This is a genomic window from Nocardia brasiliensis (assembly GCF_042691675.1).
In the GTDB taxonomy this organism is placed as follows: domain Bacteria; phylum Actinomycetota; class Actinomycetes; order Mycobacteriales; family Mycobacteriaceae; genus Nocardia; species Nocardia brasiliensis_D.
The window spans coordinates 8050221-8077183 of record NZ_CP170507.1 but is presented as its reverse complement, the minus strand read 5'-3'; the positions used below and the strand labels follow the sequence as shown (position 1 = coordinate 8077183).

General features: G+C 67.5%; 27 protein-coding genes. 13 read left to right on the top strand and 14 right to left on the bottom strand.

The features are described from left to right. Window positions 1-88: 88 nt before the first annotated feature. The 4 genes from ACFK0J_RS37255 to ACFK0J_RS37240 all read left to right on the top strand — a co-directional run bounded on the left by ACFK0J_RS37255 (window position 89) and on the right by ACFK0J_RS37240 (window position 3536). Window positions 89-1279: a DUF6986 family protein gene (locus tag ACFK0J_RS37255; RefSeq protein WP_378743290.1), complete on the top strand. Its 1191-nt coding sequence runs from the start codon at window positions 89-91 to the stop codon at window positions 1277-1279. Window positions 1280-1355: 76 nt separating this feature from the next. Beyond that, a complete protein-coding gene (gene alc / locus ACFK0J_RS37250; RefSeq protein ID WP_378734366.1) occupies window positions 1356-2327 on the top strand; it encodes an allantoicase in 972 nt (323 codons plus the stop codon). Next, on the top strand, window positions 2324-3244 hold the full coding sequence (gene puuE / locus ACFK0J_RS37245) for an allantoinase PuuE (RefSeq protein WP_378734365.1): 921 nt from the start codon (window positions 2324-2326) through the stop codon (window positions 3242-3244). The genes alc and puuE overlap by 4 nt, the downstream gene beginning before the upstream one ends. 94 nt (window positions 3245-3338) lie before the next feature. Further along, on the top strand, window positions 3339-3536 hold the full coding sequence (locus ACFK0J_RS37240) for a hypothetical protein (RefSeq protein ID WP_378734364.1): 198 nt from the start codon (window positions 3339-3341) through the stop codon (window positions 3534-3536). 50 nt (window positions 3537-3586) lie between these two features. Here the strand turns inward: ACFK0J_RS37240 and ACFK0J_RS37235 are convergent, their stop codons facing one another. Further along, window positions 3587-4720, bottom strand: coding sequence for an alpha/beta hydrolase family protein (locus ACFK0J_RS37235; RefSeq protein WP_378734363.1), 1134 nt, complete (start codon window positions 4718-4720; stop codon window positions 3587-3589). A 500-nt stretch (window positions 4721-5220) separates the two neighbouring features. Between ACFK0J_RS37235 and aceA the strand changes: the two genes are divergently transcribed. The 4 genes from aceA (at window position 5221) to ACFK0J_RS37215 (ending at window position 12009) form a co-directional block, all read left to right on the top strand. Further along, a complete protein-coding gene (gene aceA / locus ACFK0J_RS37230; RefSeq protein WP_378734362.1) occupies window positions 5221-6510 on the top strand; it encodes an isocitrate lyase in 1290 nt (429 codons plus the stop codon). Between the two features lie 364 nt (window positions 6511-6874). Next, a complete protein-coding gene (locus tag ACFK0J_RS37225; protein ID WP_218471993.1) occupies window positions 6875-7744 on the top strand; it encodes a 3-hydroxybutyryl-CoA dehydrogenase in 870 nt (289 codons plus the stop codon). A gap of 92 nt (window positions 7745-7836) precedes the next feature. After that, entirely contained in the window at window positions 7837-10140 is a 2304-nt protein-coding gene (metE, locus tag ACFK0J_RS37220; RefSeq protein WP_378734361.1) for a 5-methyltetrahydropteroyltriglutamate--homocysteine S-methyltransferase, read from the top strand. A 348-nt stretch (window positions 10141-10488) separates the two neighbouring features. Beyond that, window positions 10489-12009, top strand: coding sequence for a DEAD/DEAH box helicase (locus ACFK0J_RS37215; RefSeq protein WP_378734360.1), 1521 nt, complete (start codon window positions 10489-10491; stop codon window positions 12007-12009). A 76-nt stretch (window positions 12010-12085) separates the two neighbouring features. Here ACFK0J_RS37215 and ACFK0J_RS37210 read toward each other — a convergent pair whose 3' ends face one another. Genes ACFK0J_RS37210 through ACFK0J_RS37200 form a run of 3 tightly spaced genes read right to left on the bottom strand, consistent with a single transcriptional unit; the run spans window position 12086 to window position 13848 of the window. Next, window positions 12086-13138: a serine hydrolase domain-containing protein gene (locus ACFK0J_RS37210; RefSeq protein ID WP_378734359.1), complete on the bottom strand. Its 1053-nt coding sequence runs from the start codon at window positions 13136-13138 to the stop codon at window positions 12086-12088. After that, window positions 13138-13614 (bottom strand): Clp protease N-terminal domain-containing protein, encoded by a 477-nt coding sequence (locus tag ACFK0J_RS37205; protein ID WP_378734358.1) that lies wholly within the window; start codon window positions 13612-13614, stop codon window positions 13138-13140. Before ACFK0J_RS37205 ends, ACFK0J_RS37210 begins: the two co-directional genes overlap by 1 nt. A 3-nt stretch (window positions 13615-13617) precedes the next feature. After that, window positions 13618-13848, bottom strand: coding sequence for a hypothetical protein (locus ACFK0J_RS37200; RefSeq protein ID WP_378734357.1), 231 nt, complete (start codon window positions 13846-13848; stop codon window positions 13618-13620). A gap of 91 nt (window positions 13849-13939) precedes the next feature. Here ACFK0J_RS37200 and ACFK0J_RS37195 point away from each other — a divergent pair, with 91 nt between their 5' ends. Beyond that, window positions 13940-14347, top strand: coding sequence for a VOC family protein (locus ACFK0J_RS37195; RefSeq protein ID WP_378743288.1), 408 nt, complete (start codon window positions 13940-13942; stop codon window positions 14345-14347). Window positions 14348-14359: 12 nt separating this feature from the next. Here the strand turns inward: ACFK0J_RS37195 and ACFK0J_RS37190 are convergent, their stop codons facing one another. Together ACFK0J_RS37190 and ACFK0J_RS37185 are read right to left on the bottom strand one after the other, a co-directional pair. Further along, entirely contained in the window at window positions 14360-15091 is a 732-nt protein-coding gene (locus tag ACFK0J_RS37190) for a ZIP family metal transporter (RefSeq protein WP_378734356.1), read from the bottom strand. A 79-nt stretch (window positions 15092-15170) separates the two neighbouring features. Continuing rightward, complete coding sequence (locus tag ACFK0J_RS37185; RefSeq protein ID WP_378734355.1) at window positions 15171-15728, bottom strand: TetR/AcrR family transcriptional regulator; 558 nt, start codon at window positions 15726-15728, stop codon at window positions 15171-15173. 128 nt (window positions 15729-15856) lie between these two features. Here ACFK0J_RS37185 and ACFK0J_RS37180 point away from each other — a divergent pair, with 128 nt between their 5' ends. Further along, a complete protein-coding gene (locus ACFK0J_RS37180) occupies window positions 15857-17182 on the top strand; it encodes a condensation domain-containing protein (RefSeq protein WP_378734354.1) in 1326 nt (441 codons plus the stop codon). Here ACFK0J_RS37180 and ACFK0J_RS37175 read toward each other — a convergent pair. After that, window positions 17151-18368 (bottom strand): AI-2E family transporter, encoded by a 1218-nt coding sequence (locus ACFK0J_RS37175; protein ID WP_378734353.1) that lies wholly within the window; start codon window positions 18366-18368, stop codon window positions 17151-17153. The two genes, ACFK0J_RS37180 and ACFK0J_RS37175, sit on opposite strands and share 32 nt — an antisense overlap. A 139-nt stretch (window positions 18369-18507) precedes the next feature. Next, complete coding sequence (locus tag ACFK0J_RS37170; RefSeq protein WP_378734352.1) at window positions 18508-19560, bottom strand: NAD(P)-dependent alcohol dehydrogenase; 1053 nt, start codon at window positions 19558-19560, stop codon at window positions 18508-18510. Between the two features lie 111 nt (window positions 19561-19671). On the opposite strand from ACFK0J_RS37170, the gene ACFK0J_RS37165 reads away from it, so the two are divergent. Then, window positions 19672-20760 carry a S1C family serine protease gene (locus tag ACFK0J_RS37165; protein WP_378734351.1) on the top strand — a complete coding sequence of 363 codons (1089 nt, stop codon included), beginning with the start codon at window positions 19672-19674 and terminating at the stop codon, window positions 20758-20760. On the opposite strand, the gene ACFK0J_RS37160 is transcribed toward ACFK0J_RS37165, so the two are convergent. Further along, complete coding sequence (locus ACFK0J_RS37160; protein WP_378734350.1) at window positions 20757-21323, bottom strand: vitamin K epoxide reductase family protein; 567 nt, start codon at window positions 21321-21323, stop codon at window positions 20757-20759. The two genes, ACFK0J_RS37165 and ACFK0J_RS37160, sit on opposite strands and share 4 nt — an antisense overlap. Further along, window positions 21320-22096, bottom strand: a complete 777-nt coding sequence (locus tag ACFK0J_RS37155) for a DsbA family protein (protein ID WP_378734349.1) — start codon at window positions 22094-22096, stop codon at window positions 21320-21322. Before ACFK0J_RS37155 ends, ACFK0J_RS37160 begins: the two co-directional genes overlap by 4 nt. A gap of 193 nt (window positions 22097-22289) precedes the next feature. On the opposite strand from ACFK0J_RS37155, the gene ACFK0J_RS37150 reads away from it, so the two are divergent. Then, window positions 22290-23150 carry an LLM class flavin-dependent oxidoreductase gene (locus ACFK0J_RS37150; protein WP_378734348.1) on the top strand — a complete coding sequence of 287 codons (861 nt, stop codon included), beginning with the start codon at window positions 22290-22292 and terminating at the stop codon, window positions 23148-23150. A 60-nt stretch (window positions 23151-23210) separates the two neighbouring features. Here ACFK0J_RS37150 and ACFK0J_RS37145 read toward each other — a convergent pair whose 3' ends face one another. The 4 genes from ACFK0J_RS37145 to ACFK0J_RS37130 all read right to left on the bottom strand — a co-directional run bounded on the left by ACFK0J_RS37145 (window position 23211) and on the right by ACFK0J_RS37130 (window position 25952). Beyond that, window positions 23211-24059 (bottom strand): polyphosphate kinase 2 family protein, encoded by an 849-nt coding sequence (locus tag ACFK0J_RS37145; RefSeq protein WP_378734347.1) that lies wholly within the window; start codon window positions 24057-24059, stop codon window positions 23211-23213. Between the two features lie 62 nt (window positions 24060-24121). After that, window positions 24122-24844 carry an ESX secretion-associated protein EspG gene (locus ACFK0J_RS37140; RefSeq protein ID WP_378734346.1) on the bottom strand — a complete coding sequence of 241 codons (723 nt, stop codon included), beginning with the start codon at window positions 24842-24844 and terminating at the stop codon, window positions 24122-24124. Between the two features lie 5 nt (window positions 24845-24849). Beyond that, on the bottom strand, window positions 24850-25503 hold the full coding sequence (locus tag ACFK0J_RS37135) for a hypothetical protein (protein ID WP_378734345.1): 654 nt from the start codon (window positions 25501-25503) through the stop codon (window positions 24850-24852). Between the two features lie 29 nt (window positions 25504-25532). After that, window positions 25533-25952, bottom strand: coding sequence for a hypothetical protein (locus tag ACFK0J_RS37130; protein WP_378734344.1), 420 nt, complete (start codon window positions 25950-25952; stop codon window positions 25533-25535). A gap of 197 nt (window positions 25953-26149) precedes the next feature. On the opposite strand from ACFK0J_RS37130, the gene ACFK0J_RS37125 reads away from it, so the two are divergent. After that, window positions 26150-26884 carry a GntR family transcriptional regulator gene (locus ACFK0J_RS37125; protein ID WP_378734343.1) on the top strand — a complete coding sequence of 245 codons (735 nt, stop codon included), beginning with the start codon at window positions 26150-26152 and terminating at the stop codon, window positions 26882-26884. Window positions 26885-26963 lie beyond the last annotated feature (79 nt).

The window sequence follows — 26963 nt, the reverse complement described above, 5'->3', positions numbered from 1 at the left end:
AGGCGGCAGCTTGCGTAACCACGGAGGTACAGCGAACGACGCCGATCGCACACGGTTGCCGGAGAATGTCCTGGCGCGGATCGACGCCATGCTCGACAGTGTCGATGCCGAGTTGCGGACGCGCTATCCGGGGCCGGACGGGCGGGCACAGCCGATCCACACGGCGTATGTCCCGGCCGACCGCATCGCCGAGGACACGCCCCCGGTTTGGGGCGCGGCGGCCATCGAGTTGCTCGACCGCCACTACGAGATGCTGGCCGAGCTGGATTCCACCGGCTCGCTGCCCGATGTGCGCAAGCGACTCGAACAGGACCCGATTCAGGATCTGCGCATCGACTTCGAGGACGGCTACGGCTTCCGCACCGACTCCGAAGAGGACGCGGCGGCAAGTGCGGCGGGTGCCGTGCTGGCAACGTGGGCTTACACGCCGTACCGACCGAACAGCTATGGCATCCGGACGAAGGGTCTGGCGATCGGCGAGCGGGCCCGTACCATGCGCACCCTCGAGCTGGTGCTGGCCGCCATGGTCGACGTGCCAGCGGGTTTCGTCTTCACCGTACCCAAGATCCGTGCGGCGGAGCAGGTTCCGCCGCTGGTCGCGCTATGTGAAGGCCTGGAGAGCAGCTACGGCCTCGCCGCAGGCACCCTCCGCTTCGAGCTGCAGATCGAGAGCCCGCAGGCGATCATCGCCGCCGACGGCACCGCGCCGATCGCGCGCATGATCGGGCTCGCCGCCGGGCGATGCAGCGCATTGCATTTCGGCACCTACGACTACACGGCCGCGTGTGGCGTCGCCGCGCCGGACCAGGCACTCGACCATCCGGCCGCCGACTACGCGAAGGCGGTCATGCAGGTGGCCGCGGCGCAGACCGGTGTCTGGGTGTGCGACGGCTCGACGCAGATCGTGCCCGATACCGAACCGGAAGCGGCGCTGCGCAACCACCACCGCCTGGTCAGCCGGTCGCTGCGGCGCGGCTACTACCAGGGCTGGGATATGCACCCGGGTCATCTGATCACCCGCTGGCTGGCGACCTACGACTACTTCCGGCAGGCGCTCGACGTGGCTGTGCCGCGCTTGCAGGCCTATCTGGACCGCCGTTCCGGCGGCGTAATGGATGAGCCGGCCACCGCGGAAGCCTTGGCCGCCACTGTCTTACGCGGGGTGGAGTGTGGTGCGCGCACCGCCGAAGACCTCGTCGCCCGAGCTCCCGAATTGACCCCGGCGGTGTTGCGTGCGCTGGTCACCCGGGCACCGATCCCGCAGGAGGTGCGTCCGTGAGCGAGCGACAGCGAGTGCACCGAAGGCACAGCGTGCGGCTGCGCGCGACGGAGCCGAGCGCCGGCGAGGCGGAGTCGTGAGTAGCCACGACGAAGAGTTCACGCTGTTGCCCGACCTGGCGGTCCGGCTGCTCGGCGGATCGGTGATCTGGGCCAACGACGAATTCTTCGCGGAGAAGGAGAATTTGATCAATCCGGGTCCGGCCGAGTATCAACCCTCGACCTTCGGGCACAAGGGCCAGGTCTACGACGGCTGGGAAACCCGCAGGCACCGAGGCAGACCCGGCGACGATTCCGCCATCGTGCGACTCGGCGTTCCCGGTGTGATCCGCGGCATCGTGGTGGACACCGCGTGGTTCAAGGGCAACTACCCGCCCGCCGTCTCGGTGAGCGCGTTGGAGATCGAGGACTATCCGCCCGCGGACCGGATTGCCGCGCGCGACGATTGGGTGACCCTGGTGGACCGCGCCCCGGTCGCCGGGGACAGCCGCAACCCGTTCGTCATCGAGAGCGAAAAGCGTTGGACCCACGTGAAACTCACCATGCATCCGGACGGCGGTGTGGCGCGGCTTCGGGTACACGGTGAGGGCAGGCCCGATCCCAAGCTGCTCGGTCTCGGCCCGCTCGATTTGGCCGCGCTGGAAAACGGTGCGCTGGTGCTGGATTGCTCCAACCGCTTCTATAGTTCGCCGAACCAGCTGCTGTATCCCGGCCTGGCCCGGCGGATGGGTGACGGCTGGGAGACCGCGCGCCGTCGCGACGACGGCAACGACTGGGTGCGCATCCGGCTGGCCGGTCCCGGTCTGATCCGGCTCGCCGAAATCGACACCTCGTACTTCCTCGGCAACAGCCCGGGCGCCGCGCGCCTCATCGGCCGTACCAATGACGGCACCGAGCTCGAATTGCTGCCGCGCACCGAGCTTTTGCCCGACACCAGGCATCGGTTCGCGATCACCCCGATGGCCGCCTCGGTGGAGGAGGTCCGCCTGGACATCTACCCGGACGGTGGCCTGGCCCGGCTGCGCCTCTACGGAGAGCTGGGCGGATGAGCGACTACTCGCCGAGCCGCGAATTCATCGGCTACGGCCCGACACCGCCCGATCCGCAGTGGCCCGACGGCGCGCGGATCGCGGTCCAATTCGTGCTCAACTACGAGGAAGGCGGTGAGAGCAACGTCCTCGACGGCGATCCGCACTCGGAGACCTTCCTCTCGGAAATGACTCCCGCGGAAGCCTTCCCGAACCGACACATGAGCATGGAGTCGCTCTACGAATACGGTTCCCGGGCCGGACTGTGGCGGGTGCTGCGCGTTTTCGAGCGCCGCGGTCTGCCGCTCACCATTTTCGCCGTCGCTCAGGCCATGCAGCGAAATCCGGAGGCGGTAGCCGCTTTTCGGGAGCTCGGTCACGAGATCGCCAGTCACGGCCTGCGCTGGCAGTCCTACCAGCTGGTGGACCGCGACACCGAGCGCGCGCACCTGGCCGAGGCGGTGCGAATCCTCACCGAACTCACCGGCGCCGCACCGCTGGGCTGGTACACCGGCCGGGACTCCCCGAACACCCGCGAGCTGGTGGTGGAGCACGGTGGCTTCGTTTACGACTCCGACTCCTACGCCGACGACCTGCCCTACTGGGTGACCGTGCGCGGCCAGGACCATCTCGTGGTGCCCTACACCCTGGACACCAATGACATGCGCTTCGCTTCGCCCGCCGGATTCCCCACCGGAGAGCAGTTCTTCGCCCATCTGCGCGACGCCTTCGACGTGCTGTATCGCGAAGGAGCGGAAGGTAGTCCGAAGATGCTGTCGATCGGGCTGCACTGCCGCATCGTCGGCCGCCCGGCCCGCACCGCGGCGCTGGAACGCTTCCTCGATCACGTTCAGTCCCACGACAAGGTCTGGATCACCCGCCGCATCGATATAGCCGAACATTGGCGCCGGGTGCACCCGCCCGCGCGCACGAACTGAAATCGTTCGGGGACAACAGATTCGGGTAGGGTGGCGCGGGGTGCGGCCGGGCTGTGTTTCCGGCCGCACCATCCCGATAAGCAAGGAGTCTCAGATGCGCGCACTGCGCGGAATCTTCGTCGGCGCCGTCATCGGCGCCGCAACCCTGGGCGGCGCCGCCGCCGCTACCGCGGCCCCGCTCACGCTCGAACCGCACGCTCCGGCGTCGACCGAGTCGATCGCCGAGAACTGCGCGGGTGTGATCCACCCGCTCGCGCGACTGACCTGCACGATCAGCAGCCTGTCCGGCTAGACGCGATGCGCGGCCGGTTGTGCGGTACCGGCCGCTCGTCCGCCGGGGGATCAGCCGAACAAGCCCCGCACGAACGGCACCGAATCTCGCAGTGAGGCGTTCACCGCGCCGCTGTGATCCTCGGGATAGGTGTGCAACACCACCGGCTGACCGTTCGCCTTCAGCACGGCGGCGAACCGCAGCGTCTCCGGGGTGATGACGTCGGTGTCGCGCAGTCCTTGGCCGAGGAAAACCGGCTTGTCGTAACCCGATTCGGGCAGCCCGAGGTAACGGCTGAGCAGACCGTGCAGGTCCGGAATCTGCGCCAGCGGCCGGGTGAACAGATTGCCCACCACTACGCCGCCCGCGGCGAGCTCGTCACCGAGCGGCACGAGGCAGGCCTCGCGCGCCCGGGCCAGCCAGGAGCGGCCCGTGTCGGTGAGGAATGACTCGATGTTCAGGTCTGGGAATGTGGTGCGCAGTCCATTGAGGATGTAGAGCACATACGCGGTGGTGTGCGGGCTCAGCTTCACCGGCGGCATATTCGGCCCGAGCAAGGTGAGGATGTTCTCGATGTAAGCCGGTACCCCGGTGCCGACCGCGCCCCGGTAGTCGAGTTCCGGACCACCGAATTCAGTGGCGTAGCGCGCGGTATAGACAGCAGCGCCGCCGCCCTGGGACTGCCCGACCACCACCCATTTCTCGGCCAACGACGAGTACTGCTCGGTCGCCGCCTTGACGGCGTCGACGACATTGTGTGCCTCGACGATCCCATTGAGATACGGATGCTCACCCGGCGTGCCCAGCCCTGCGTAATCGGCCGCCACGATCGCGTAGCCCTCACGCAGCCAGGTGCCGAGGTAGGCCCAGTCCCGTTCGACCGCCCCCGGCCCGGCGACGCTGTAGGCGCAGTCGTCGCCGAGACCGACGGTGCCGTGCGCCCAGGCGATGACCGGCCAGCCGCCCGCCGGTGGCGCCCCCGGCGGGAAGTAGACCGCGGCGCTGGCCGTGGTCGGCACGTTGTTCGCGGTGGTCGAGCTGTACAGAATGCGGGTCGAGTTCACCGAACCGGGCAGCGTCGCGACCGGTGCCAGCGGGGCAACGGACTCGACGGTGCCGGCGGGTGCGGCTGTCGCGCCGGGCAGCCGCAGCAGGCCCGCGGCGCAGGCGAGGGCGAACGCCACGGCGATGACGGATTTCCGCATGGGGGGCTCCTGTCCAGGTGTGCGGTGGTGCCTGCGTCGGCGTCTTCCGAGGAAGCGGACGCATGTCCAAGATCGGATCGCCCCAGTCTGCCCGAACCCGCGTTGCGTCGCCCAGCGGCCGGGTGGCCCAGCCCACACAGGCGGCGCCCGCCCGGACTTGTGAACGTCCTCACAACACGGAATGGATGACCGGGTCGATGGCCGATGCCCTCTCGATCTCTAACAGTACAAGCGTTACGGTAAAACCGCACGTCAGGGCTACCAGCCGGTAGGTTCCACCTTTGCAATTACCTCGCAAATTTCGCAGAGTTAGCAAACGATGGTGAAAACCTAGCTGAGATTCACATTAGCAACAGGTAGACGGCCATTTCGCATTGTGCAATCGTGTGGAAGTACACCCCATGGGCCTAGCAAGCCTGCAAATTGCCGCTCCAGCAGTTCGAGTCGTTTATCCGCTCGGCCGTGGGGCAATCGACCTAAACGAGGAAGTGGAGTCAGAGATGTCGAACGCCGGCACCCCGAAGACCGCTGCGGAAATCCAGCAGGATTGGGACACCAACCCGCGCTGGAAGGGCGTCACCCGTAACTACACCGCCGAGCAGGTGTCGAAGCTCCAGGGCACCGTCGTCGAAGAGGCGACCCTCGCCCGCCGCGGTTCGGAGATCCTCTGGGACCTCGTGAACAACGAGGACTACATCAACTCCCTGGGCGCCCTCACCGGCAACCAGGCGGTCCAGCAGGTCCGCGCCGGCCTGAAGGCCATCTACCTGTCCGGTTGGCAGGTCGCCGGTGACGCGAACCTGTCCGGCCACACCTACCCGGACCAGTCGCTGTACCCGGCCAACTCGGTGCCGTCCGTGGTTCGCCGCATCAACAACGCGCTGCTGCGGGCCGACGAGATCGCCAAGGTCGAGGGCGACACCTCGGTCAGCAACTGGCTGGCCCCGATCGTCGCCGACGCCGAAGCCGGCTTCGGTGGCGCGCTGAACGCCTACGAGCTGCAGAAGGCCATGATCGCCGCCGGCGCCGCCGGTGTGCACTGGGAAGACCAGCTGGCCTCGGAGAAGAAGTGCGGCCACCTCGGTGGCAAGGTGCTGATCCCCACCCAGCAGCACATCCGCACCCTGACCTCCGCGCGACTGGCCGCCGACGTCGCCGACGTGCCGTCGGTGATCATCGCCCGCACCGACGCCGAGGCCGCCACCCTGATCACCTCGGACGTGGACGAGCGCGACCGTGAGTTCCTGGACGGCACCCGCACCGCCGAGGGCTTCTTCGGTGTGAAGAACGGCATCGAGCCCTGCATCGCGCGGGCCAAGGCCTACGCCCCCTACGCCGACCTCATCTGGATGGAAACCGGCGTGCCGGACCTCGAGGTCGCCCGCAAGTTCGCCGAGGCCGTCCGCAGCGAGTTCCCGGATCAGCTGCTGGCCTACAACTGCTCGCCGTCCTTCAACTGGAAGGCCCACCTGGACGACGCGACCATCGCGAAGTTCCAGCGTGAGCTCGGCGCGATGGGCTTCAAGTTCCAGTTCATCACCCTGGCCGGCTTCCACTCGCTCAACTACGGCATGTTCGACCTGGCTTACGGCTACGCCCGCGAGGGCATGACCGCCTTCGTCGACCTGCAGGAGCGCGAGTTCAAGGCCGCCAGCGAGCGTGGCTTCACCGCCATCAAGCACCAGCGTGAGGTCGGTGCCGGTTACTTCGACACCATCGCCACCACGGTCGACCCGAACACCTCGACCGCGGCGCTGAAGGGTTCCACCGAAGAGGGCCAGTTCCACTGAGTTGTTGGCGTCGCCTGCGGCGCCGCGTGTTCGCGGCCCCGAAGGTTCGCTTCCGAGCACTCGAGACTCGCGCCTACGGCGCATGCGCTTCGAGTACTCGGAAGCGAACCGGCCGCGAACGGGCTCGTAAGACTCGCCCAGTGCGGGGTCTGGTCATCGCCCGACGTCGCCACATTGTGATTCGCCTAGGAATCGAGGTTCCGACGTGAATATCGCCATCCCCCATTAGGGGTGTACCGCCCTCCCTTGCTGATCAGCCCCAGCAGGGAGGGCATCCCTATACCTTGGACCATCGAAGGGTCGCTCACATCAGAGCACATCCCTTCCAGCCACCGACTAGCCAGACCAACAGCAGGAGCGGGACGTGAGCAGCGAGAAGATTCAACGCGTCGGTGTCATCGGCGCCGGACAGATGGGTGCCGGAATCGCGGAGGTGTGTGCGAGGGCGCACGTCGACGTGCTCGTCTTCGAACAGACCAGAGAGTTGGCCGCCGCGGGCCGTGCCCGCATCCTGCGTTCGCTCGACCGCGGCGTCAGCAGCGGCAAGATCACCGAGCGGGAGCGCGAGCAGGCCGCATGGCGGCTGCGATTCACCTCCGACCTCAACGACTTCGCCGACCGTCAGCTGGTGGTCGAGGCGGTGCTCGAGGACGAGAAGGTGAAGACCGCGATCTTCGCCGAGCTGGACAAGGTGGTCACCGACCCGTCGGCCGTGCTGGCCTCCAACACCTCCTCCATCCCGATCATGAAGATCGCCGTCGCGACCACCCAGCCCGAGCGGGTCGTCGGCATGCACTTCTTCAACCCGGTGCCGGTGCTGCCGCTGGTCGAGCTGGTCACCACGCTGAAGACCAGCGAGGCCGTGTCCAAGCGCGCCGAGGCCTTCGCCGGTGACGTGCTCGACAAGCAGGTGGTGCGCTCCGCCGACCGCTCCGGTTTCGTGGTGAACGCGCTGCTCGTGCCCTACCTGCTGTCGGCCATTCGGATGGTCGAATCCGGCTTCGCCACCAAGGACGACGTCGACAAGGCGATGGTGCTCGGTTGCGCGCACCCGATGGGTCCGCTCGCGCTGACCGACCTGGTCGGCCTGGACACCGTCAAGTCGATCGCCGACTCGATGTACCAGGAATTCAAGGAGCCGCTGTACTCGGCTCCGCCGCTGCTCATGCGTATGGTCGAAGCTGGGTTGCTCGGCAAGAAGACCGGCGCTGGTTTCTACCAGTACAACCGCTGAATCCTGTCCGATTCGGCCGCGACCGCGTCGCGGACCGCACCACAGCAACCCAGGCGCAATAGCGTGCAGCCATCGAAGGGAGCAGCGCGCTCATGGTGAACGTGACCGACGGCTACGGGTCGAGCATCCTCGGCTACCCGCGCATCGGGCCGCATCGAGAACTCAAGCGGGCACTCGAGGCCTATTGGCGCGGAGCGATTCCCCGCGACGAACTGCTCGCGGTGGGCCGTGATATTCAGGAGCGGCAGTTCAACGAACTCGCCGCCACCGGGTTGACCCAGGTGCCCGGCAATACCTTCTCCTTCTACGACCACGTGCTGGACAACGCGCTGTTGTTCGGCGCCGTGCCCGAGCGGTTCGAGCCGTACCGGGACGAGATGGATCCGCTGGATTTCTATTTCCTGATGGCGCGCGGCCGGCCGGACCTGCCGCCGCTGGAACTGGTGCGGTTCTTCGGCAGCAACTACCACTACCGCCAGCCGGAACTGGACGCCGACACCGCGTTCTCGCTGCATCCCGAGGCGTTGCTCGACGAGTTCGACCGTGCCAAGGCGCAGGATATCGAGCTGCGACCGGTCGTGCTCGGTCCGGCGTCGCTGCTGCTGCTCTCCAAGGCGGGGCAGATTCCCGGCCAGGACGAGTTCGACACGCTGATGCTGCTGGACAAGCTGCTTCCGGTGTACGAGGAACTGTTCGAAATCCTCGCCAAGCGCGGTGCGACCTGCGTGCAGCTGGACGAACCCGCGTTCACCAGCGAGCGCACGCCCGCCGAGTTGGCCGCGTTCGAGGCTGCCTACCAACGACTTTCGAAGGCGCCGCTGCGCCCGCGGATGCTCGTCACCGGGCAGTACGGCGATTTCGGTGAGGCGCTGCGGATTCTGGCGGCCAGCAATGTGGAAGCCATCGGCCTCGATCTGGCCAGCTACCGCATCCGGCCGGAAGAGCTCGCGGAAATCCCCGGTATTCGCCGGAAACGCCTGTACGCCGGGGTGATCAGCGGAACCAATGTGTGGCGGGCCGACCGCCACGTGACGCTCGAATACCTGAACCAGCTCGCGCAGGTGTGCCCGGATCTGGTCGTGTCGACCGGAACCACGCTGCTGCACGTGCCGTACGACCTGCTCATCGAGTACGACATCCTCGGCAATGTGGCCGACCGGCTCGCCTTCGCGAAACAGAAGGTGGGCGAGGTGGTTTCGCTTGCCAAGGCGCTCACCGAGGGACCGTCGGCCAGCTGGCGCAAGCGGCCGACCGAGGTGCACTTCAAGCAGAAGCACGCGGTGCGGCAACGGGTTTACGCGGTCACGCCGGAAATGCGTTCGCGCGAACCGTATGAGGAGCGTCGGGAGGCTCAGCAGGCCAGGTTGAATCTGCCGCTGGTGCCGGCGACCACGCTCGGCTCGTTCCCGCAGACCAACAAGATTCGGCAGGCGCGCTACGAGCTCGGTCAGGGACGACTGTCCTTCGACGACTACCGTAAGCGGATCGAAGCCGAGATCGAGGCGACGATCCGGCTGCAGGAGGACATCGGCCTCGACGTGCTGGTGCACGGCGAGCACGAACGCAATGACATGATCCAGTACTTCGCCGAGCTGCTCGACGGCTTCGCGACCACCCACTTCGGCTGGGTGCAGGTGTACGGATCGCGGTGCGTGCGTCCGCCGATCCTCTACGGCGACGTGTCGCGGCCCGAGCCGATGTCGGTGGAGTGGATCAGCTACGCCCAGTCGTTGACCGACAAGCCGGTCAAGGGCATGGTCACCGGACCCGTCACGATGATCGCCCGCTCGTTCGTCCGGCAGGATCAGCCGCTGCACGAGACCGCCGACCAGGTGGCGTTGGCCATCCGCGACGAGCTGGCGGACCTGGAAAAGGCGGGCATCGCGATCATCCAGGTCGACGAACCCGCCATCCGGGAGATGCTGCCGCTGCGTCCCGAGGGCCGGGCGGAATACCTGCGCTGGGCGGTCGGCGCGTTCCGGCTGGCCACCTCCGGGGTCAAGGCGGAAACTCAGATCCACACGCACATCGGGTATTCCGGCCGCGCCGAGGTGGTCGAGGCGATCGACGAGCTCGACGCCGACGTCACCGCGATCGTCGCCACCCGCTCGATCGAATGGGTGCTCAAGGCGCTCAAGGCGGACAGCGGCACCGATCACGGCCTGAGTCACGGTGTCGGTCCCGGTGTGTACGAAAGCCGCTCGGCGCGTATCCCGGATATCGACGAGCTGGACGAACTGCTCACGGCCGCGGCGGAAGCCGTTACGCCGGAACGGCTATGGGCGAATCCGGACGGTGGGCTGAAGACTCGGCACTACTGGCAGCTGGAGCCGTCGTTGCGCAACATGGTCGCGGCGGCTCGCCGGGTCCGCAGGCGCGCGCTCGCGGCTGAATAAATGAACTGCGTTGGCCGCTCCCTGTTTTCGCAGGGGGCGGCTTTCGTTCGTGGGCGTAGCCGAATCGGTTCGTGTCCGGCGGCCATCCGTGCGTTGGGTGGGGTCGGCAAACGGCGTGGTGACGTAACGCACTCGAGTTCGTCGCGGCCCGCCGGTGGGGAATACTCGAGGTTGCGCTAGAGTTACCAGAGGCAAGCGTTGATCTTCACGCTCCCTTACGATCCGTCGTGGATGTCTTACCTTTCGCGTCGGCGCCTCAGCTGGGTGTCATAACACCGAACGCACGGACGACAAATCCTGCGCAGCGCTGGGGTAAACCCCCGATGCCTGGAAGGCACCTCACCCCATATGACGACTCAATCCTCGAGCCCTGCCGCCACCACGTCTTTCGCCGCTCTCGGAGTCGGCGCGAAGCTGGTCGGCGCCCTCACCGCGAGTGGCATCAGTGCTCCGTTCCCCATCCAGGCGGCCACGCTGCCCGATACCCTCGCCGGTCGCGACGTGCTCGCCCGCGGCAAGACGGGTAGCGGCAAGACGCTCGCCTTCGCCATCCCGATGGTCGACCGCCTGGCCGGTGCCGACCGCAGGCCCGGCCGCAATCCGCGTGGTCTGATCCTCGCGCCGACCCGTGAGCTGGCCACCCAGATCGCCGCCGCGCTGGAGCCGATGGCCGCCGCCTGCGGGCTGAAGGTGACGACCATCATCGGTGGCGTTTCCCAGCACCGGCAGGCCAAGGCCTTCTCCACCGGCGTCGACATCGTCGTCGCCTGCCCCGGCCGGCTCGAGGATCTGATGCGCCAGCGCGTGGTTTCGCTGCAGGACGTGCAGATCACCGTGCTGGACGAGGCCGACCACATGGCCGACCTCGGCTTCCTGCCCGCGGTGACCCGCATTCTCGCGGCGACGCCGAACGGCGGCCAGCGGCTGCTGTTCTCGGCAACGCTGGACAACGGGGTCAACAAGCTGGTCAAGCAGTTCATGCGCAACCCGGCGTCGCACTCGGTCGACACGGCGGACTCGCCGGTGCCCGCGATGACCCACCACGTCTTCGAGGTCGGTGGCGTCGAAGCCAAGCGGGTCCTGGTCGAGACGCTGGCCGCCGGGTCCGGGCGCCGCATCCTGTTCATGCGCACCAAGCATCAGGCCCGCAAGCTCGCCAAGCAGCTGACCACCGCCGGGATACCCGCGACCGACCTGCACGGCAACCTGTCGCAGGTCGCCCGCGACCGTAACCTGGCCGCCTTCACCAACGGCTCGGCCCGGGTCCTCGTCGCGACCGATATCGCCGCGCGTGGCGTGCACGTCGACGATGTCGAGCTGGTCGTGCACGTCGATCCGCCCGCCGAGCACAAGGCTTACCTGCACCGCTCCGGCCGCACCGCGCGGGCGGGCAGCTCCGGTGACGTCGTCACCGTTGTCCTGCCCGAACAGCGTCGGGATGTCGCGACGCTGCTGCGCAGGGCGAACATCAACGTCTCCGCGCAGCGGGTGACCGCGGATTCGGCGCCGGTGACGGCCCTGGTCGGCACCATCGCGCCGAAGGTCGCGCCGAGCGCGATGCCGGTGGCTTCGACCGCCGATAGTCAGGGCAACCGGAACCGGCGCGGCGGAAGCTACGGCGCGCCTGCCGGTCAGTCGCGCAGTCGGGGCGGGCGTGGCAGTGGTGGTCGTGGCACCGGCGAGGCCGCGCCGTACGTGGCCGGTGGGCAGTCGCGGAGCCGGAACGGTCGTGGCACGAACGGTGCCGCTGCCCATGGCTTCGACGCCGCGGGCCGGACCGCGACCCGTGGGTCCCGTGGCGGATCCGCGCGCACCCGCACGGTCGCGACCCGCGAGCAGGCACCCGCCGTGCGGGCTGGACGGAACTGATCGTTCGACTGTCGGCGCGTAGCCGCATAGTCGAAAGGCAAAGGCCACCTTCAGGGTTGAAGGTGGTCTTTGTCGTTCAATGGGATGTCGGTACGGACGAGCTGAACTGGGTTTGCAGCACGGTGGTGAAGACGTCCAGTGGGTCGTTCCAGTCGCCGTTCGTCTGGGTCACCACGATCCGGCTGCCGTCGCGGCTGCCCATCGCCCAGGTCCACGAGCCCATAATGGCTCCACCCAGGCCGTAAACCGTTGCTCCGGAAGGTAGTTCCTGGGAGAACACACCGAGCCCATAGCGCGTGTGCGGTACCCAATCCGAACCGTCGGTCGATACGGTCGTCCACATCTGCTGGTGCTGAGCCGGCGGGAGCAACTGGCCGCGCAATAGTGCGCGCAGGAACAGCTGCAGGTCGCCCGTGGTCGAGATCATGTCACCCGCCGCGCCACTCCAGGTTTGGTCCATCTCGGTGACGTCGTGGACCTCGGCATCGGGAGCGGGGTCGAACAGGGTGGAATAGTGCCGCGGGTGCGGTCCACGTATCCGCGTTTCGGTGCCCGCCGAATACGTGCCGGTCAGTCCGAGCGGCTCGCTGATCCGGCGCGAGATCTGTTGTGCGATCGGCTCATTCGTCACCTGCTCGACGATCATCCCGGCAACGACGTAGTTGGTGTTGGAGTACCTGAAGCCCGCGCCGGGCGAAAAGTACGGCGGGTGGGTCATGGCGATGCGCACCAGCTGCTCGGGTCGCCAGCCTTCGCCGGAGCGCACCTGTTCGTCGTCGGTGTGGGTGAACAGTCCGCTGGTGTGATCGAGCAGCTGGCGGATGGTGATCGCGGTGCCGTCGTTGCCGTTGCCCGCGATCAGTCCGGGTAGCCGGCGGTCCACCGGGTCATCGAGGCTCAGCTTGCCTTCCGCCACGAGTTGCAGCACCACCGTTGCGGTGAAGGCCTTTGTGGCGCTGCCGATCCGGAACCGTTCGTGTTCGTCGCGCGGGCGGCCGGTCGTGGTATCGGCCACTCCCGCGGCGCCGAACCAGCGGCCGCGCTCGTCGCGGATCTCGCAGACGATGCCGGGGAGGCCTTCGCGCACGGCCTCGGCCAAAAGGGTTTGTACTTCGGGATGGTTGCTCATCATGCCTCTTCGAGAGTCTGCTGTACCCGCGCCTGCAGGTCGGTTCGATCGACGCCCGCCAGGGCCAGTGCTCGCGGCACGGTCCCGACCTCGGCACGCAATATTCCGAGCAACACATGGGCGGGCCGCAGATCCCGTTTGCGGGCAACGGAACTGAAGCTGCGCTCCAGCGCGAGCTTGGTCGAGGCGCCGACGTTCGGGCGACCCTTGTAGTAGCCGCGCGACCCCGACGGCGCGATGGCGGCGGGGGACACCCCGACCGCGCTCAGACTGTGCTCGAACTCCCGGCGCAGTGCGTCACGGATCGACTTGTGGTCGAGCCCGACGGAGGCCAGCACCCGTTGCGGCGCGGTGCCCTCCTGCCCGGCGATCGCGAGCAGCAGATGTTGCGCCTCGACGGTCGCCGACCCGTCGCGCTGCGCCTCACTGCTGCCCTCGGTGATGACGGCATGCAGATATTCGTCGAATGGGGTCATCGGTCAACGCCTCCTCAGGCTGACGCCCGCGGCGATGAGCCGCTTGGCGTGCTTCTTGTGCACTGCTTGCCGGGTGACACCGAGCGCCTCGGCGACCTGCGGCCAACTCCAGCCCGCCCGCATCGCCTCCTCGACGGCGTTGTCTTCCAGCTGATCGGCCAAGCGCCGCAACGCGACTACTGCCGCGAGTCGACCGGCGGGGTCGCCTGCGTCGGGGATTTCCGGGGTGGACATGGAAGCAACTTTAGTTGACTAAATCCGACGTAGTCAACCTTGGTTGCTTGACGCCAGGTCGTACTGTCGAAATGTGAAAGCAGAGAACGACATGTGGCCCGAGGCATTGCCGGTGGCGCAGGTGCGGATCGCGCGGCCGACGGATCAGCTGGACGAGGTGGTGCGCTTCTATGTCGAAGGGCTCGGCCTGCGCGAGCTCTACCGGTTCGAAAACCACGCGGGCTACGACGGAGTGATGGTCGGACTGCCGGGAACCGGCTACCACCTGGAGTTCACAACACATGTGGACGGTAGCCCGGGTACGGCGCCGAGTGCGGAAAACCTGCTGGTCCTGTACTTCACCGACGCGGCGCGGATGTCCGAGGTCGCGCGGCGGCTGGCGGAATTCGGTGTCGAGCCGGTCGAGGCGGAGAACCCGTACTGGACTGCCAACGGCGGGTTGACCTTTCCCGACCCGGATGGCTGGGGGGTGGTGTTGATGCCGCGGACGGTGTTCTGACCGCGACCGCGGTCAGTGGTTCAGCGCGGCGACACCCAGCATGAGCGCCGCGCCCGTCACCGTGCAGGCGAGGGTGAGGCGGGAGGGGTGCACGGCGTGTGCTTCCGGCAGGATGTCGGCGGTGGCCAGGTAGAGCAGGAAACCGGCGAAGTAGCCGAGGTAGAGGCCGACCATGCCGTCGGGGACGTGGATCAGGGTGCCGATCACCGCGCCGACCACGGGGGCGATCGCGTCGAGGCCGAGTAGCGTCAGCGCGCGCTTGCGGGCGTTGCCGTAGAGGGTCGAGATGGTGAAAGTGTTGAAACCGTCGGCGAAGTCGTGCGCGATGACCGCGATGGCGACCGCGACGCCGACGCCGGCCCCGGCCTGGAATCCGAGACCGATACCGAGGCCGTCCAAGAAACTGTGAAAGATCAGCCCGGCCGCGGCGAGGATGCCGACGGATTCGAAACCGTGTGTGTGCGTACCGAATTCCTGCTCGTGACCGGTGTGAATGGCGACCGCACGTTCGATCACGTGGATGGTGAGAAACCCGACCACCGCGGCGAGCAGTGCGGCGGGCACCCCGAGCACGTGTTGGCGGGACTGTTCCAGCGCCTCTGGCAGCAGGTCGAAGAACACCACGCCGAGCATCACGCCCGCGGCAAGTCCGAGTACCAGATGTTTGCGGTCGCCGATGCGCACCGCGACGAACCCGCCGATCAGCGTGGAGCACATCGAGACAAGCGCCAGCAGAACCGCCATCGTTCCAGCATGGTTGATCGGCACGGGCGGGAGCGGTAGCACCGGTCGGCGAGTTCGCCGGACGGTCGCCCGGCGTCGGTCAGGCCGGGCCGACGGCCTCGGCCAGCGTGCGCAGCCCCGCGGCGAGCGTGTCGGCGGACGGTGCGTTGGCCGGGTCGACCAGCCACTGCAGGAGCAGTCCGCCGATCATGGTCTGCAGCACGGCGCCGACGGCGAAGTCGGGCGACGTGCCGCCGAAGAAGTGCGAAAGTTCGCGGCGCGCATGGGCCTGTGCGGCGCCGAGTTCGGCACTGAGTTCCGGGGAGTGCAGTGCCTGGGCGAGGCTTTCGGCATTGGCCGCCCAGAGCGCCCTGTCCTCGGTGAACGAGCCGATCAGCTGCCGCAGGAACGCGTGCAGTCGCGCGGCCGGATCGCCGGGGTCGTCGGCGGGCAGTGAGTCCAGGATCTGTTGCACCGCACTCGCGCTCGACTCCATCATGGCTTGGTTGAGCAGCTTGTCGCGGGTGCCGAAGTGGTAGTTGATCGCCGCGAGATTGGTACCGGAGGCGGCCACGATATCGCGCACGGTGGTGCGCGCGTAGCCGCGTTCGGCCAGGCATTGCTTGGCCGCGGCGAGGAGGTCGTCTCGGGTTCCCACCTTCGCACCATAGCAGCCGGGCATACAGCCGTTTGTGACGCATGTTTCAAACATACGTATGTGACAGATGTTTGAAACGTGCGTATGTTGAGGACGAACGCCGCCCCACCACGGAAGTGCGAGACGAGATGACCGCGCAACGCCCCCTTTCCCCTTTCGAGACCACCTATTTCGGTGCCGACAGCAAGCTCGGCAGCGTCCCTACCGGCGGTATGCCGCTGTTCATCGGTTCCACCGTGCACGGCACGCTCGACGTCGAGATCCTGCGTCAGGTGCTCGGCGAGTTGGCCGCCATGCATCCGCTGCTGCGCAGCAAGGTGGTGACCGAGGGCGATGGCACCATGCACTTCCATCGCGACGACGACTATCGGCCAGACCTGGAAATCGCCGATGGCGACGAGGTCGACTACTTGAATCTGGTGAATGCTCCCCGAGATTGGACCCACGGGCTGTTCCGTGCGCACCTGTTGCGCGACGGCGAACGCAACCAGCTCGTGTTGGTCATCCATCACGGAATCGCCGACGGCAGATCCGCTTTCGCATTGCTCGCCCAGCTGTGGCAGCGCTATACCGCACATATCGCGGGAAGCTCGCTGCCGCTGGTTGATTCGGACCAGTCGCTACCCGAGGCGATGGACATCCGACTGGCCGAGGTCATTTCCGACGCGGAAGTGGCCGAGTTCGCCGAGCTGGTCCGCGTAGGTGTGGCGATGACGGGACCGGAGTCGGCGCCGCGCACGCTGCCGCTGGACGGGGACGGTATCGGAAACGACCCGCACGGCCGATTCGCCATGCAGCGAATCGAGTTGGACACCACGGAAACCGGCGCGCTCGCGGCCACCGCCCGTGCGCACGGCATGTCGGTGCACAGCCTGCTCAGCGGAGCGGCGTTGGTCGCGTTCCGTACCCAGCTCGAGCCCGCCACCGGGCCGCTGCCGATGTTCTGCGGGCACGCGGTCGATATGCGCGGTGAGTTGGCGCCGCCGCTGCCCGTGCGCACGATGCTGAATTGCGCGTCCGGAGCGGGCACACCGTTGGTGGTCGATCGCGATTACAGCCCCATCGGCCTCGGACTGATGGTGGCATCCGGCTTACAGGCTGCCCGCGAACGACGGGAAGCCGGTCGATTCGTGCTGGCCGCCCAGCGGGTGACCGACCCGGCGACGGCCGCCGCGTTCTCGGCCCCGCCGACCATGGCCATCTCCAATGTCGGCCGCCTGCCCGGGTATTCGCTGCCCCCGGGCCTGCGACACGTGCGTGACGACATCTACGCGATGGGTCCCGGCATGCCGCCGAAGCTCACGGTCTTCACCATCGGTGATCGGCTCACCATTCAGGTCGAGTACGACACCGCGCAGCACAGCCGGGCGCAGATGGGCGCGGTGACTCGGGCGCTGAACGAGCAGATCCGGGCATGTGCCGCTATTCCGTCGACGGCTTCCCGGCGTCGGTGAATCGAAAGGTCAACTGGCGAGACCATTTTCGCGGCTTCTTCTTGGGTGGCGGGTCCGGTTTCGTCGTGTCGATATCGGTCTCGACGTCGTAGCGGCGGATGTAGGCGCCGCTGAACGCTTGGACCGTCGCGGTGACCGGAATGGCAAGCAGCGCACCGGTCGCACCCAGTAGTGCCGCACCCGCCAGCACCGCGCCGAAGGCGACGGCGGGGTGCATGTCCAGGGTGGTCGCGGTGATTCTCGGTTGCAGCACATAGTTTTCGAACTGCTGATACAGCACGATGAAGCCGAGGATCCACAGCGCGTCCGAGGGGTCGTGCACCAGCGCGACAATGACCGGCAGTGCCCCGGCGAGGTAGGTGCCGACCGTCGGAATGAACTGCGAGACGACACCGACCCAGAGCGCGAGCGCGAAGGCCGACGGCACATCGAGCACCCGCAGCGCGACGTAGTGCGCCAGCGTGGAGGCGAGTGCGAGCAGGCCGCGCGAGTAGATGTAGCCACCGGTCTTCTCCACGGCGATGTCCCAGGCGCGCAACACATGCCGTTGCCGGCGCGGCGGCAGCAGGGAACACACGGCATTACGGAAGCGCGGTCCGTCGGCCGCGAAATAATAGGTGAACAGCAGCACGCCGAGCGACTGGAAGACCACGCCGATCGTCTTCGTGCCGATGTCCCAGGCGTTTCCGGCCATGCCCTCGAGATATTTACTCCAGTTGCTGGTGTATTTCTCGATGTCGGTACCGGACAGGTGCGTCTTGAAGGTGCGGTTGGCCCAGTCGATGCCCTGGTCGGCGTACTGCGGCGCGTTGTTGACCAGGGTGGTGACCTGATCGATCAGCAATGAGCCGAGCGTCCAGAAGAATCCGACGACGATCACGGCCAAGACGAGGAAGACCACTCCGGTCGCGGGCCCGCGCCGCATCCCACGACGCGCGAGCCAGTTCACCGCGGGCTCGATGGCGAACGCCAGGAACAGCGAAACCAGCAGAATGGTCAGCAAACCCTGGAGCCGGGTCAGCGCCCAATAGCTCGCGAAAAGCCCGGCCACCGTCGCCGCCGCGAGCAGGAACGCCCGCAGCAACCACGGCGGCGGACCGGTGGTCACCTCGGCGGTGACCACCGCCTCGCCGGCGGGCGCCGGGATTCCGGCGGGAGGCGTCGCTTCGTCGTCATCCGCAGCCACCACGTCAACGTACCCAGGCGCGCCCCGGTCCGCCCGCAACCTGCCCGGTCGGGCGAGCGAGACCCCGGCGGCCGCCGACATCGACAGCGGGCCCTACCTGGTGCGCTCGACCAGCGGCGCGGTCCGCGAGCTAGGAATCTCACATGGTCGACACGTCGATGACGAAGCGGTAGCGGACGTCGCTGGCGACCACGCGGTCGTAGGCGCCGTCGATCTCATCGGCCGAGATCACCTCGATCTCCGCGCCGATGCCGTGTTCGGCGCAGAAGTTCAGCATCTCCTGGGTCTGCGCGATGCCGCCGATCATCGATCCGGCGAGCGAGCGGCGGTAGCCGGCGATGGTGAACGGCTTGACGCTCATCGGGTTCTCCGGGAGGCCGAGGATCACCAGGGTGCCGTCGAGGTTCAGCAGCTTGAGGTAGTCATCGATCGGCAGGTCCGCCGAGACGGTGTTGAGGATAAGGTCGAATCGGCCGCGCAGTTCGCGGAAGGTCTGCTTGTCGCTGGTGGCGTAGTAGTGGCTGGCGCCGAACAGCTTGCCGTCCTCCTGCTTGCTCAGCGAGTGGCTGAGCACGGTGACCTCGGCGCCCAGCGCAGAGGCGATCTTCACCCCGACATGCCCCAGCCCGCCCATGCCGATGATGGCGACCTTCTTGCCCGGCCCGGCGTTCCAGTGCCGCAGCGGGGAGAACAGCGTGACGCCCGCGCACAGCAGCGGCGCCGCGACGTCGAGGCCGATGCCCTCCGGGATGCCGACGACGAAATTCTCGGTCACCACGATCTGGGTGGAGTAGCCACCCATGGTGTATCCGCCGGGCTGGACGGCCGGGTCGACCGGCGTGTTGTAGGTCATGGTGGCGCCGCGGGTGCAGTACTGCTCCTCGTCGGCCAGACACGGCCCGCACTTGCCACAGGAATCGACCATGCAGCCGACCCCGACGCGATCGCCCACCTGGTACTTGCTCACCGCGGAACCGACCGCGGCGACCAGGCCCGCGATCTCGTGACCCGGCACGCAGGGGTACTTGGCGCCACCCCATTCGTCGCGGGCGGTGTGGATGTCGGAATGGCAGATACCCGCGTATTTGATGTCGATCAGCACGTCGTGTGGGCCCAACTCCCTGCGCTCGATCGTCACCTTCTCGAACGTGCCATCGGGTGCGGGTACGGCATAGGCAGCGGCAGTTGTCATGCATACATGCCTACCGCCGCATGGCACCAAGTGCCAAACATGCCCCATAACGGACGTGCCACAAGATCTCCGGCCACAATGGAATTCGCAGGCATGCCGAGGCGGGAAGCGATGAATGACCAACGGTATGGGGGCCGCGCGCTGGCGACGATCGTCGCCGCGCTGCTTGCCGTGGCCGGATTCCTCGGTTATCGGGGTGAATTGCCCGGCTGGCCGCTCGGTGCGAGCGAGGTCGCCGCGCCGATCGTCGTTCCGGCGCCGCCGCCCCTCGATCCGCTGGCCGTCGCCGCCGTCGTCGATCCGGCGCTGGTGGAGATCAGCGCGTCGACCAAGCCGTTCGGGCTCGGCGCCGCCGGGTCCGGCATCGTGCTCACCTCGGACGGTCAGGTGCTGACCAGCCATCACGTGATCAAGGGCGCGGACACGGTGACGGTCACCGATGTCGGCAACGGGCGCACCTACGACGCGGCGGTGCTCGGCTACGACTCCAGCGCCGATATCGCCCTGCTCGCGTTGTCGGGTGCGGCCGATCTGGTGACCGCCCGCATCGGCAGCTCGGCCGATCTGCGGGTGCGCGACGAGGTGTTGGCGATCGGCAACGCGGGCGGTGTCGGTGGCACACCGACGGCGATCCACGGCACCCTCACCGATCTGGACAGCACCATCGTCGCGCTCAACTCCGCCGACCTGTCCCGCAAGCCGCTCACCGGAATGCTGGAGGTCGCCGCCGCGGTCACCTCCGGGCAGTCCGGCGGCGCACTCGCCGACCGCGACGGCGCGGTGATCGGGGTGATCGCCGCCGCGTCGGGCGATCCGGATCAGTCGGCGGGCAGACCCCCGAACGGCTACGCGGTGCCGATCGATACGGCGATGCGGGTGGTCGGCCAGATCCGCTCCGGGACGCCGACCGACACCGTGCACGTCGGGCCTACCGCGACGCTCGGCGTGCTGACCTCCGACGCGAAACCCTTGGGGGCGCGGATCGATCTGGCGATCTATGGGATGCCCGCCTACTCGGCCGGGCTCACCCACGGCGAGGTGATCACCTCGGTGGACGGTCGCGCGATCACCTCGGCCCGCGCGCTGCACGCGGCGATCAACGTGCGCAAGCCCGCCGACACCATTCAGTTGGAGATCATCGACGCCACCGGCGTCCACCGCGCGGTCAGCGTGGTACTCGCGCTGGGTACGCCGAACTAGACCAGCGACAGCCAGTAGTCCTGGAACCGCAGGAAGATCAGCAGCAGCACCACCGCGTAGAACAGCGCGACGATCGTCCACCGCCACTCCGCCAGCACCCGGAGCGGGCCGCGTGACCCGCCCCAGAGCTGATCGGTGACCACCGCGAGCAGCGGGGTGATGATCGCCCACACCACCATGCAGTACGGGCACAGCGCGTTGATCCGGTACAGGCTCTGGTAGATCAGCCAGCAGACGAAGCCGACACCGAGCGCGAGGCCGAGCCACAGCCCGCCCCAGATCCAGCGAGGGAACCCCACCCCGACCACCGCGAGCACACCGAGGGTGACCAGCACGGAGAAGCCGGCGATGCCCATGAGCGGGTTGGGGAACCCGAACACCGCGGCCTGCTCGGTCACCATCACCGATCCACAGGACAGGATCGGGTTGATGCTGCACGACGGGGTATAGCCCGGATCGGTGAACAGCTTGAACCGTTCGACGGTCAGCGCCACCGAGGCCAGCCAGCCGGCCAGTCCGCCGAGGAGCAGTATCCAGGCGGCCCGGGGTGGGGCGGTGATCACTGCGCCGCGGCGGCGGCGATCGCGGGTGCGAGGCCGCCGGGGCCGAAGATCTCCTGGCTCGATTCGACCTGCTTGCCGTTGATGTAAACCGACGGAGTCGACTTGATGCCGCTCTTCAGCACGTCATCGGTGCGGGCCTGAATGTACTTGTCGTACTTCAGATCCGTGATGCAGCTCGCCACCGCGTCGGGGTAGCCCACGTCCTTCGCGATCTGGACCAGCTTGTCGTCCGGCAGGCCCGCGCCGCCCTCGGCGGGCTGCTGGGCGAACATCGCGGACACCCAGGCCGTGTACTTCGACGGATCCGCCTCGGCGACGCAGTACGAGGCATTCGCCGCGCGCGTCGAGTAGCGGGTGGTGGATGCCTTGTCCAGGAACGCGATCACGTTGTATTCGACCGCGGCGGTGCCGTTCTTCACGGCCTCGTCGAGCACCTGGGCGTTGGCGCTCTCGAAGCCCTTGCAGGCCGGGCACTGCAGGTCGGCGACGACCCGGACGGTGACCTTCGCATCGGGCTTGCCGATGCGCACCGAGCCGTTGTCGGTGATCGTGCCGGTGATGCCCGCCGCGTTCTGGTTCGCGGCCGCCGGGATGGATGGGGTGGGGCCCGGGTCGTCCTTGCGGGCCTTCTTCACCGCGACACCGATGCCGATCGCGGCGATGAGCGCGATCAATACGGCGGCCACGGCCACTTGGATGAAGATCTTGCGATTGCGGTCGGCGCGATCCGCCGCCAGCAGCGGGTTCTTCTTCCCACCCGGGTTCTTGCTCACCGTGCGCTCACCACGCCTTTCGCTCGACTGCCGGTACCTGCCGCCACGATGGTAGATCTGGAAAGTCATCCCCGCGTGATCGGGCCACGGCCCACATCATCGTGGGTGAACCTGAGAGATTCCGAAATATCGGGCGTGCTGGGTGTCGGGGGTGTCGCCCCAGTTGTCGGACCCGCCGGGTAGAAATGGTGGGATGACTGTTCTCGGTGCTGTTTTTCGTCCCCAGAATCCGCCCGAGCGACTGCGTGCCGTGGCCCGCGTCGCCGAAGAGGCCGGGCTGGAGCAGCTGTGGCTCTGGGAAGACTGCTTTCTGGAGAGTGGAATCGCAAGCGCCGCAGCGGCTTTGGCTTGGACCGAGCGGCTGAGTATCGGCATCGGGCTGTTGCCGGTGCCGCTGCGCAACGTGGCACTGACCGCGATGGAAGCCGCTACCCTGGACCGACTGTTCCCCGACCGGGTGGTGCTCGGTGTCGGTCACGGTGTGCAGGACTGGATGGGGCAGGTCGGCGCGCGGGTCGAATCGCCGGTCACCCTGTTGAGTGAGTATCTGGACGCGTTGCGTGCGCTGCTCGCGGGCGAGCGGGTCACCGTCGCCGGTCGTTACGTGCGGTTGAATGAGGTGGCACTGGATTGGCCGCCGCTCGCGCCGCCGAGGGTCTACGCCGGTGCGCGCGGTCCGCGCTCGATTCGCGTCTGCGGTGCGCATGCCGATGGGACGCTGCTGGATTCGATCACCGACGCGGACGGCGTTCGCGCCGCGCGCAAGCTCATCGATGAAGGACGCGCCACGGCGGGACGCACCGATCGGCACGTGGTCGTGGCGAATCTGCTCGCCGTCACCGGGTCGGACGCCGAGGCGCGGCTCGCCGCCGAGCGGACGCCGCAGCATGCGCCGGGCGCCGGAGTCGCCGGTGATGCCCAAGCCGTCGCCGACGCCGTCCTCCGGCTCGCGGAGGCGGGGGCGGATACCGTCGTCGTTCAGCCGACATCCGATGAGCCGGATCCCGAAGGCTTCGTGCGCTTCATCGCCGAAGAAGTTCGACCTCTGGTGTAAATCGCGCTGACCCATCCGCCGGTCGTGTTGTCGCCCTAGGCGATACGCGGCTCGGCGGACTCAGGATTCGGCCAGGCGCCGCTTCTGCTCCTCGACGTCGAATTTCGCGGGGGGCCAATCCAATTTCAACTGGATCAGCGCCTCGATGAGCAGTTCGGTGACCGCGAGGCGGGCGTACCACTTGTGGTCGGCGGGGATCACATGCCAGCGGGCGTAGTCGGTGGACGTGCGGTCGAGCATGGCCTGATACGCCTCTTGGTAGGCGGGCCAGTAGGCGCGTTCGTCGATGTCGGACGGGTTGAACTTCCAGTATTTGTCCGGTCGCTCCAGCCGTTCGCGCAGCCGCTTCTTCTGTTCGCCGAGCGAGACGAACATCGCCACCTTCACCAGCGTGGTGCCCGCGTCCACGAGTTCCCGCTCGAACGCGTTGATTTCGTCGTAGCGCGGCTCCCATTCCGCCTCGGGCACCAGGTTGTGCACGCGCACCACCAGCACGTCCTCGTAGTGCGAGCGGTCGAATACCCCGAGTTGCCCGCCCCGGGGCAGCGCCTTGCGGATGCGCCACAGGTAGTGGTGCCGCTTCTCCTGCGCGGTCGGCACGCCGAACGCGGCATGGTCGACGCCCTGCGGGTCGACCGATCCGATGACGTGCCGGACGATGCCGCCCTTGCCCGAGGTGTCCATGCCCTGCAAGACCAGCAGCACATTGCGCGAATCACCGGATCGGCCATTGGCATAAAGCCGTTCCTGCAGGCTCGACAGGACCTCGGCGCGCTCGGCCAACAGCGCTTGGCCCGCCTTCTTGCCCCCGGGGAACCCGGGCGTGCCCGCGGTGTCCAACTCGGCGATCCGCAATCCATCGGCTTTCAGGGCCTCGGTGGCCGCGATGGACCATTGGATCTTCGCCATGCACTACACCTAACCACGAGCCAACTGCCAGGGCGTCGGAACGCGGAGGGGCTCATGTCGTGTCACGCGCGAATGTGCGCCAGACTGACGAATTGGGCGGCGAAGTCTTCGTCGGAGACCGGGGTGAGGATGAGATCCTGCGAGGTGGTCAGCAGGTAGCGGCCGTCGCCGGTGAAGTCGAGCCAGGTGCGGTGCCGGGTGGGCGGCGACATCGGGTTGTCGGGTTCCACCGTGACGGTGAGGAAGCCGCGGCCGTCGACGGGTTTGCGCAGTGTCTGCCGGAAGCGGGCGGCACCGCGGTGACCGTTGGTGACGAACGGTTCGGTGCGATCCGGGCTCAGCACCGCGTCCTGCGGTTCGCGCATCGCGGCGAGCCGGCCCGCCGGTGCCGAGCCGATGATCTGCACCAGGCGCTCACCGACCGCGCGGGCATGGCACATCAGCACCGTCACCTTGTCGGGGGCGGCGACCAGGATGCCCGCGTGGTTGTGCACCACCGCGGCGAAGGCCAGGATGCGCTCGGTGTCGCCGCTGGACCCGTTGCGCGGCGGCGTGCTGCGTTCACCGGAGACGGTGATGGTGGTGGCATCGGTGCGGCCGCACAGCATGAGGGCGGCGGCCAGGTCGGGATCGGCCTGGCGGGCGAAGCGCTGGGGTAATCGCAGTGCGGCGTACTCGGATTCGGTGCGCACGGTGGCGGCGGGCACCATGTTGACCGGGTACGGCTTGCGGTCGAGATTGGTTTCGTTTTCCCAGACATGCGAGAACTCGTCCGGGGTGAGCACCCATTTCACTGTGCGCCGCCCCCGTCGCCGGAGCCGGGTCCGACCGGTGCGCCCGGTCCATCTGGCGGCGGGACGAACCGGGGTACCCGGTCGCCGGACGCGGGCATGGTCGGGGCATAGACGTAGGTCATCGTGTCCCTGACATCGGCTTCGATGTCGGCCGCCGCGCTGTCGTGCTCCATCTTCCGTTTTCCGCCGTAGACCGCCTCGGCGGCCGGATCGTCCAGCGGCCGGTACCGCTGGGGCGGTGGGATCGCTCCCCGGATAGTTTGCGCGGCATCGCCATTCAACTCCATCAGGCGCGCGACCGCGCGGCAAACCTCATGCGCCTCGACGCCGACGAGGGCGAATTCCCGGGTGGCCCGTAGTGCGGCGTCCGCGGCGCGGCCCGACCAGCGGGCGAATTCCCGGTTGGCGGCGTCGGAAAAGGCCTGGAACGCTTCGGCGAGCGCGTCCGCGTTCGCCTGCCACGCCGCGGCCGCCTGGCCGAGCGCGGCCGGGTCGAGCGCTTCGTGGACCAGGTCCCAGATCTCCTGGTGGGTATAGGCGCCGAAGCGTTCCCGGTCCGGTGCGTAAACCGGATCGGTTGCGCCGGTGCGTAATCCGGCGAGTTCCTGCCGGATGCTTTCGGCGGTCGCGCGGGCCGCGGAATCTGCCATGGCGGTCCCTCAGCCGTCTCGATGGTTGTTCATCGGGCCGCTAAATGTTCGGCGACCAGGTCGAGTGCGGCTTTGCGGGCCGCTTCGGCGTCGGCGAATCTCTTGCCCGCAGCCAGGTAGGCGGCCTTGAAAAGCAGTGCTGTTTCCTGGAAGGCCGCCAGGGTGTCCAGGTATTGCCTGCCCTTTTCGCTGAAGCCGCGGGAAAGGCCTTGTCCGGTCGGTAGATTCGGGAATCCCGTCACGTCCGTCACGAGATGGCCGGTAGCCATGGCCCGGTGTAGATCCTCGACCAGTTTGTCGCAAGCGGCAGCGAGGTTTTCGGCAACCTCGGCGGCCAGTTCGAAGGGCTGGTCGCCGCCGTCGCCGGTGGCCGCCGCGTACAGTTGTCGTGCCGTCGTCTGCCCGGTGTCCGGTACCGCCATCTGGGTAACCCCCTCTGTTCGGTCCACTCCCCTGGCGCCTTATTGGATGGAGCGCAGTACTGATGAGCGCCGTACTGGATGGGCACTCTACCGGTCGGTAACGCCCGCCGGGACCTGCTTGGCCGCGCACTTTTCCTGTGATATCGGGCACGATTGGTACACTTGCCGCCTGGCCTGCACGGGTGGCCCAGTGGTCGGAGGCGGTGTGCGCAGAGAGGCGGCCGGTGTCCGAAATCGATGAAGTACTGCCGAAATATCTGCAGATATCGGGGTACATCCGCGATCGGATCGAGCGCGGTGAGCTCGCGCCGGGCGCCGAAGTTCCGTCCGAGCGGGAGCTCGCCGCCCAGTGGAAGGTAGCCAGGCCGACCGCGGCGAAGGCGCTGAACAGGTTGCGGCAGCAGGGGATTGTGGAGTCGCGTCGTGGTTCCGGCACCTACGTTGCCGACCGGCACGGTGGTCTCGTGCTGCTCGAGCAGCCGCCGCAGTACGGTTCGGCCTACGCCGAATCGGCCTCGATGACCCTACTGGAGGCCGCGGTCGTCGCCGGTCCCGGTCATGTCGTCGAGGTGCTCGGCCTGCCGAAGGGCAGTGCGGTAATCATGCGGAAGCGGTTGACCGACAATGGATCCGGCGTCACCGAGCTCGCCACCTCCTGGTTCGCGGGCGGCCTCGCCGAGACCGCACCACTGTTGCTCCGTGCCGATCGGCTCGCCGGTGGAACTCTGCGCTACCTCGAATCGGTGACCGACCGCCGGGTGTCCTACCTGCGCGACCGGGTCGGTGCCCGCCTCGCCATCGCCGATGAGCGCCGCCACCTCGGCCTGGCCCGGCCCGCCGCGGTGCTGGTCTGTCAACTCACGCTGCACGCCGCCGACGGCGCCGTGCTCCAGCTCGACGAGATCGTCCACCCGCCGGATCGGTGGATGTTCCAAAAGGAGTATTCCAGCAGGTCATAGGCCATTTTTCGGCATTGACACTCTGTGCTACGAATGGAATAGTCCACGCATCGACAGTGGCCTAGGCCAAAGGGTGGGA

What these genes read in the sequence shown, in the direction of transcription:
- ACFK0J_RS37205 (WP_378734358.1), bottom strand. Translation starts at nt 13,614, where the DNA reads ATGACCCCATTCGACGAATATCTGCATGCCGTCATCACCGAGGGCAGC.
- ACFK0J_RS37215 (WP_378734360.1), top strand. Translation starts at nt 10,489, where the DNA reads ATGACGACTCAATCCTCGAGCCCTGCCGCCACCACGTCTTTCGCCGCT.
- ACFK0J_RS37240 (WP_378734364.1), top strand. Translation starts at nt 3,339, where the DNA reads ATGCGCGCACTGCGCGGAATCTTCGTCGGCGCCGTCATCGGCGCCGCA.
- ACFK0J_RS37150 (WP_378734348.1), top strand. Translation starts at nt 22,290, where the DNA reads ATGACTGTTCTCGGTGCTGTTTTTCGTCCCCAGAATCCGCCCGAGCGA.
- metE (WP_378734361.1), top strand. Translation starts at nt 7,837, where the DNA reads ATGGTGAACGTGACCGACGGCTACGGGTCGAGCATCCTCGGCTACCCG.
- ACFK0J_RS37190 (WP_378734356.1), bottom strand. Translation starts at nt 15,091, where the DNA reads ATGGCGGTTCTGCTGGCGCTTGTCTCGATGTGCTCCACGCTGATCGGC.
- ACFK0J_RS37135 (WP_378734345.1), bottom strand. Translation starts at nt 25,503, where the DNA reads ATGGCAGATTCCGCGGCCCGCGCGACCGCCGAAAGCATCCGGCAGGAA.
- ACFK0J_RS37170 (WP_378734352.1), bottom strand. Translation starts at nt 19,560, where the DNA reads ATGACAACTGCCGCTGCCTATGCCGTACCCGCACCCGATGGCACGTTC.
- puuE (WP_378734365.1), top strand. Translation starts at nt 2,324, where the DNA reads ATGAGCGACTACTCGCCGAGCCGCGAATTCATCGGCTACGGCCCGACA.
- ACFK0J_RS37165 (WP_378734351.1), top strand. Translation starts at nt 19,672, where the DNA reads ATGAATGACCAACGGTATGGGGGCCGCGCGCTGGCGACGATCGTCGCC.
- ACFK0J_RS37195 (WP_378743288.1), top strand. Translation starts at nt 13,940, where the DNA reads ATGTGGCCCGAGGCATTGCCGGTGGCGCAGGTGCGGATCGCGCGGCCG.
- aceA (WP_378734362.1), top strand. Translation starts at nt 5,221, where the DNA reads ATGTCGAACGCCGGCACCCCGAAGACCGCTGCGGAAATCCAGCAGGAT.
- ACFK0J_RS37210 (WP_378734359.1), bottom strand. Translation starts at nt 13,138, where the DNA reads ATGAGCAACCATCCCGAAGTACAAACCCTTTTGGCCGAGGCCGTGCGC.
- ACFK0J_RS37255 (WP_378743290.1), top strand. Translation starts at nt 89, where the DNA reads ATGCTCGACAGTGTCGATGCCGAGTTGCGGACGCGCTATCCGGGGCCG.
- ACFK0J_RS37200 (WP_378734357.1), bottom strand. Translation starts at nt 13,848, where the DNA reads ATGTCCACCCCGGAAATCCCCGACGCAGGCGACCCCGCCGGTCGACTC.
- ACFK0J_RS37235 (WP_378734363.1), bottom strand. Translation starts at nt 4,720, where the DNA reads ATGCGGAAATCCGTCATCGCCGTGGCGTTCGCCCTCGCCTGCGCCGCG.
- ACFK0J_RS37180 (WP_378734354.1), top strand. Translation starts at nt 15,857, where the DNA reads ATGACCGCGCAACGCCCCCTTTCCCCTTTCGAGACCACCTATTTCGGT.
- ACFK0J_RS37145 (WP_378734347.1), bottom strand. Translation starts at nt 24,059, where the DNA reads ATGGCGAAGATCCAATGGTCCATCGCGGCCACCGAGGCCCTGAAAGCC.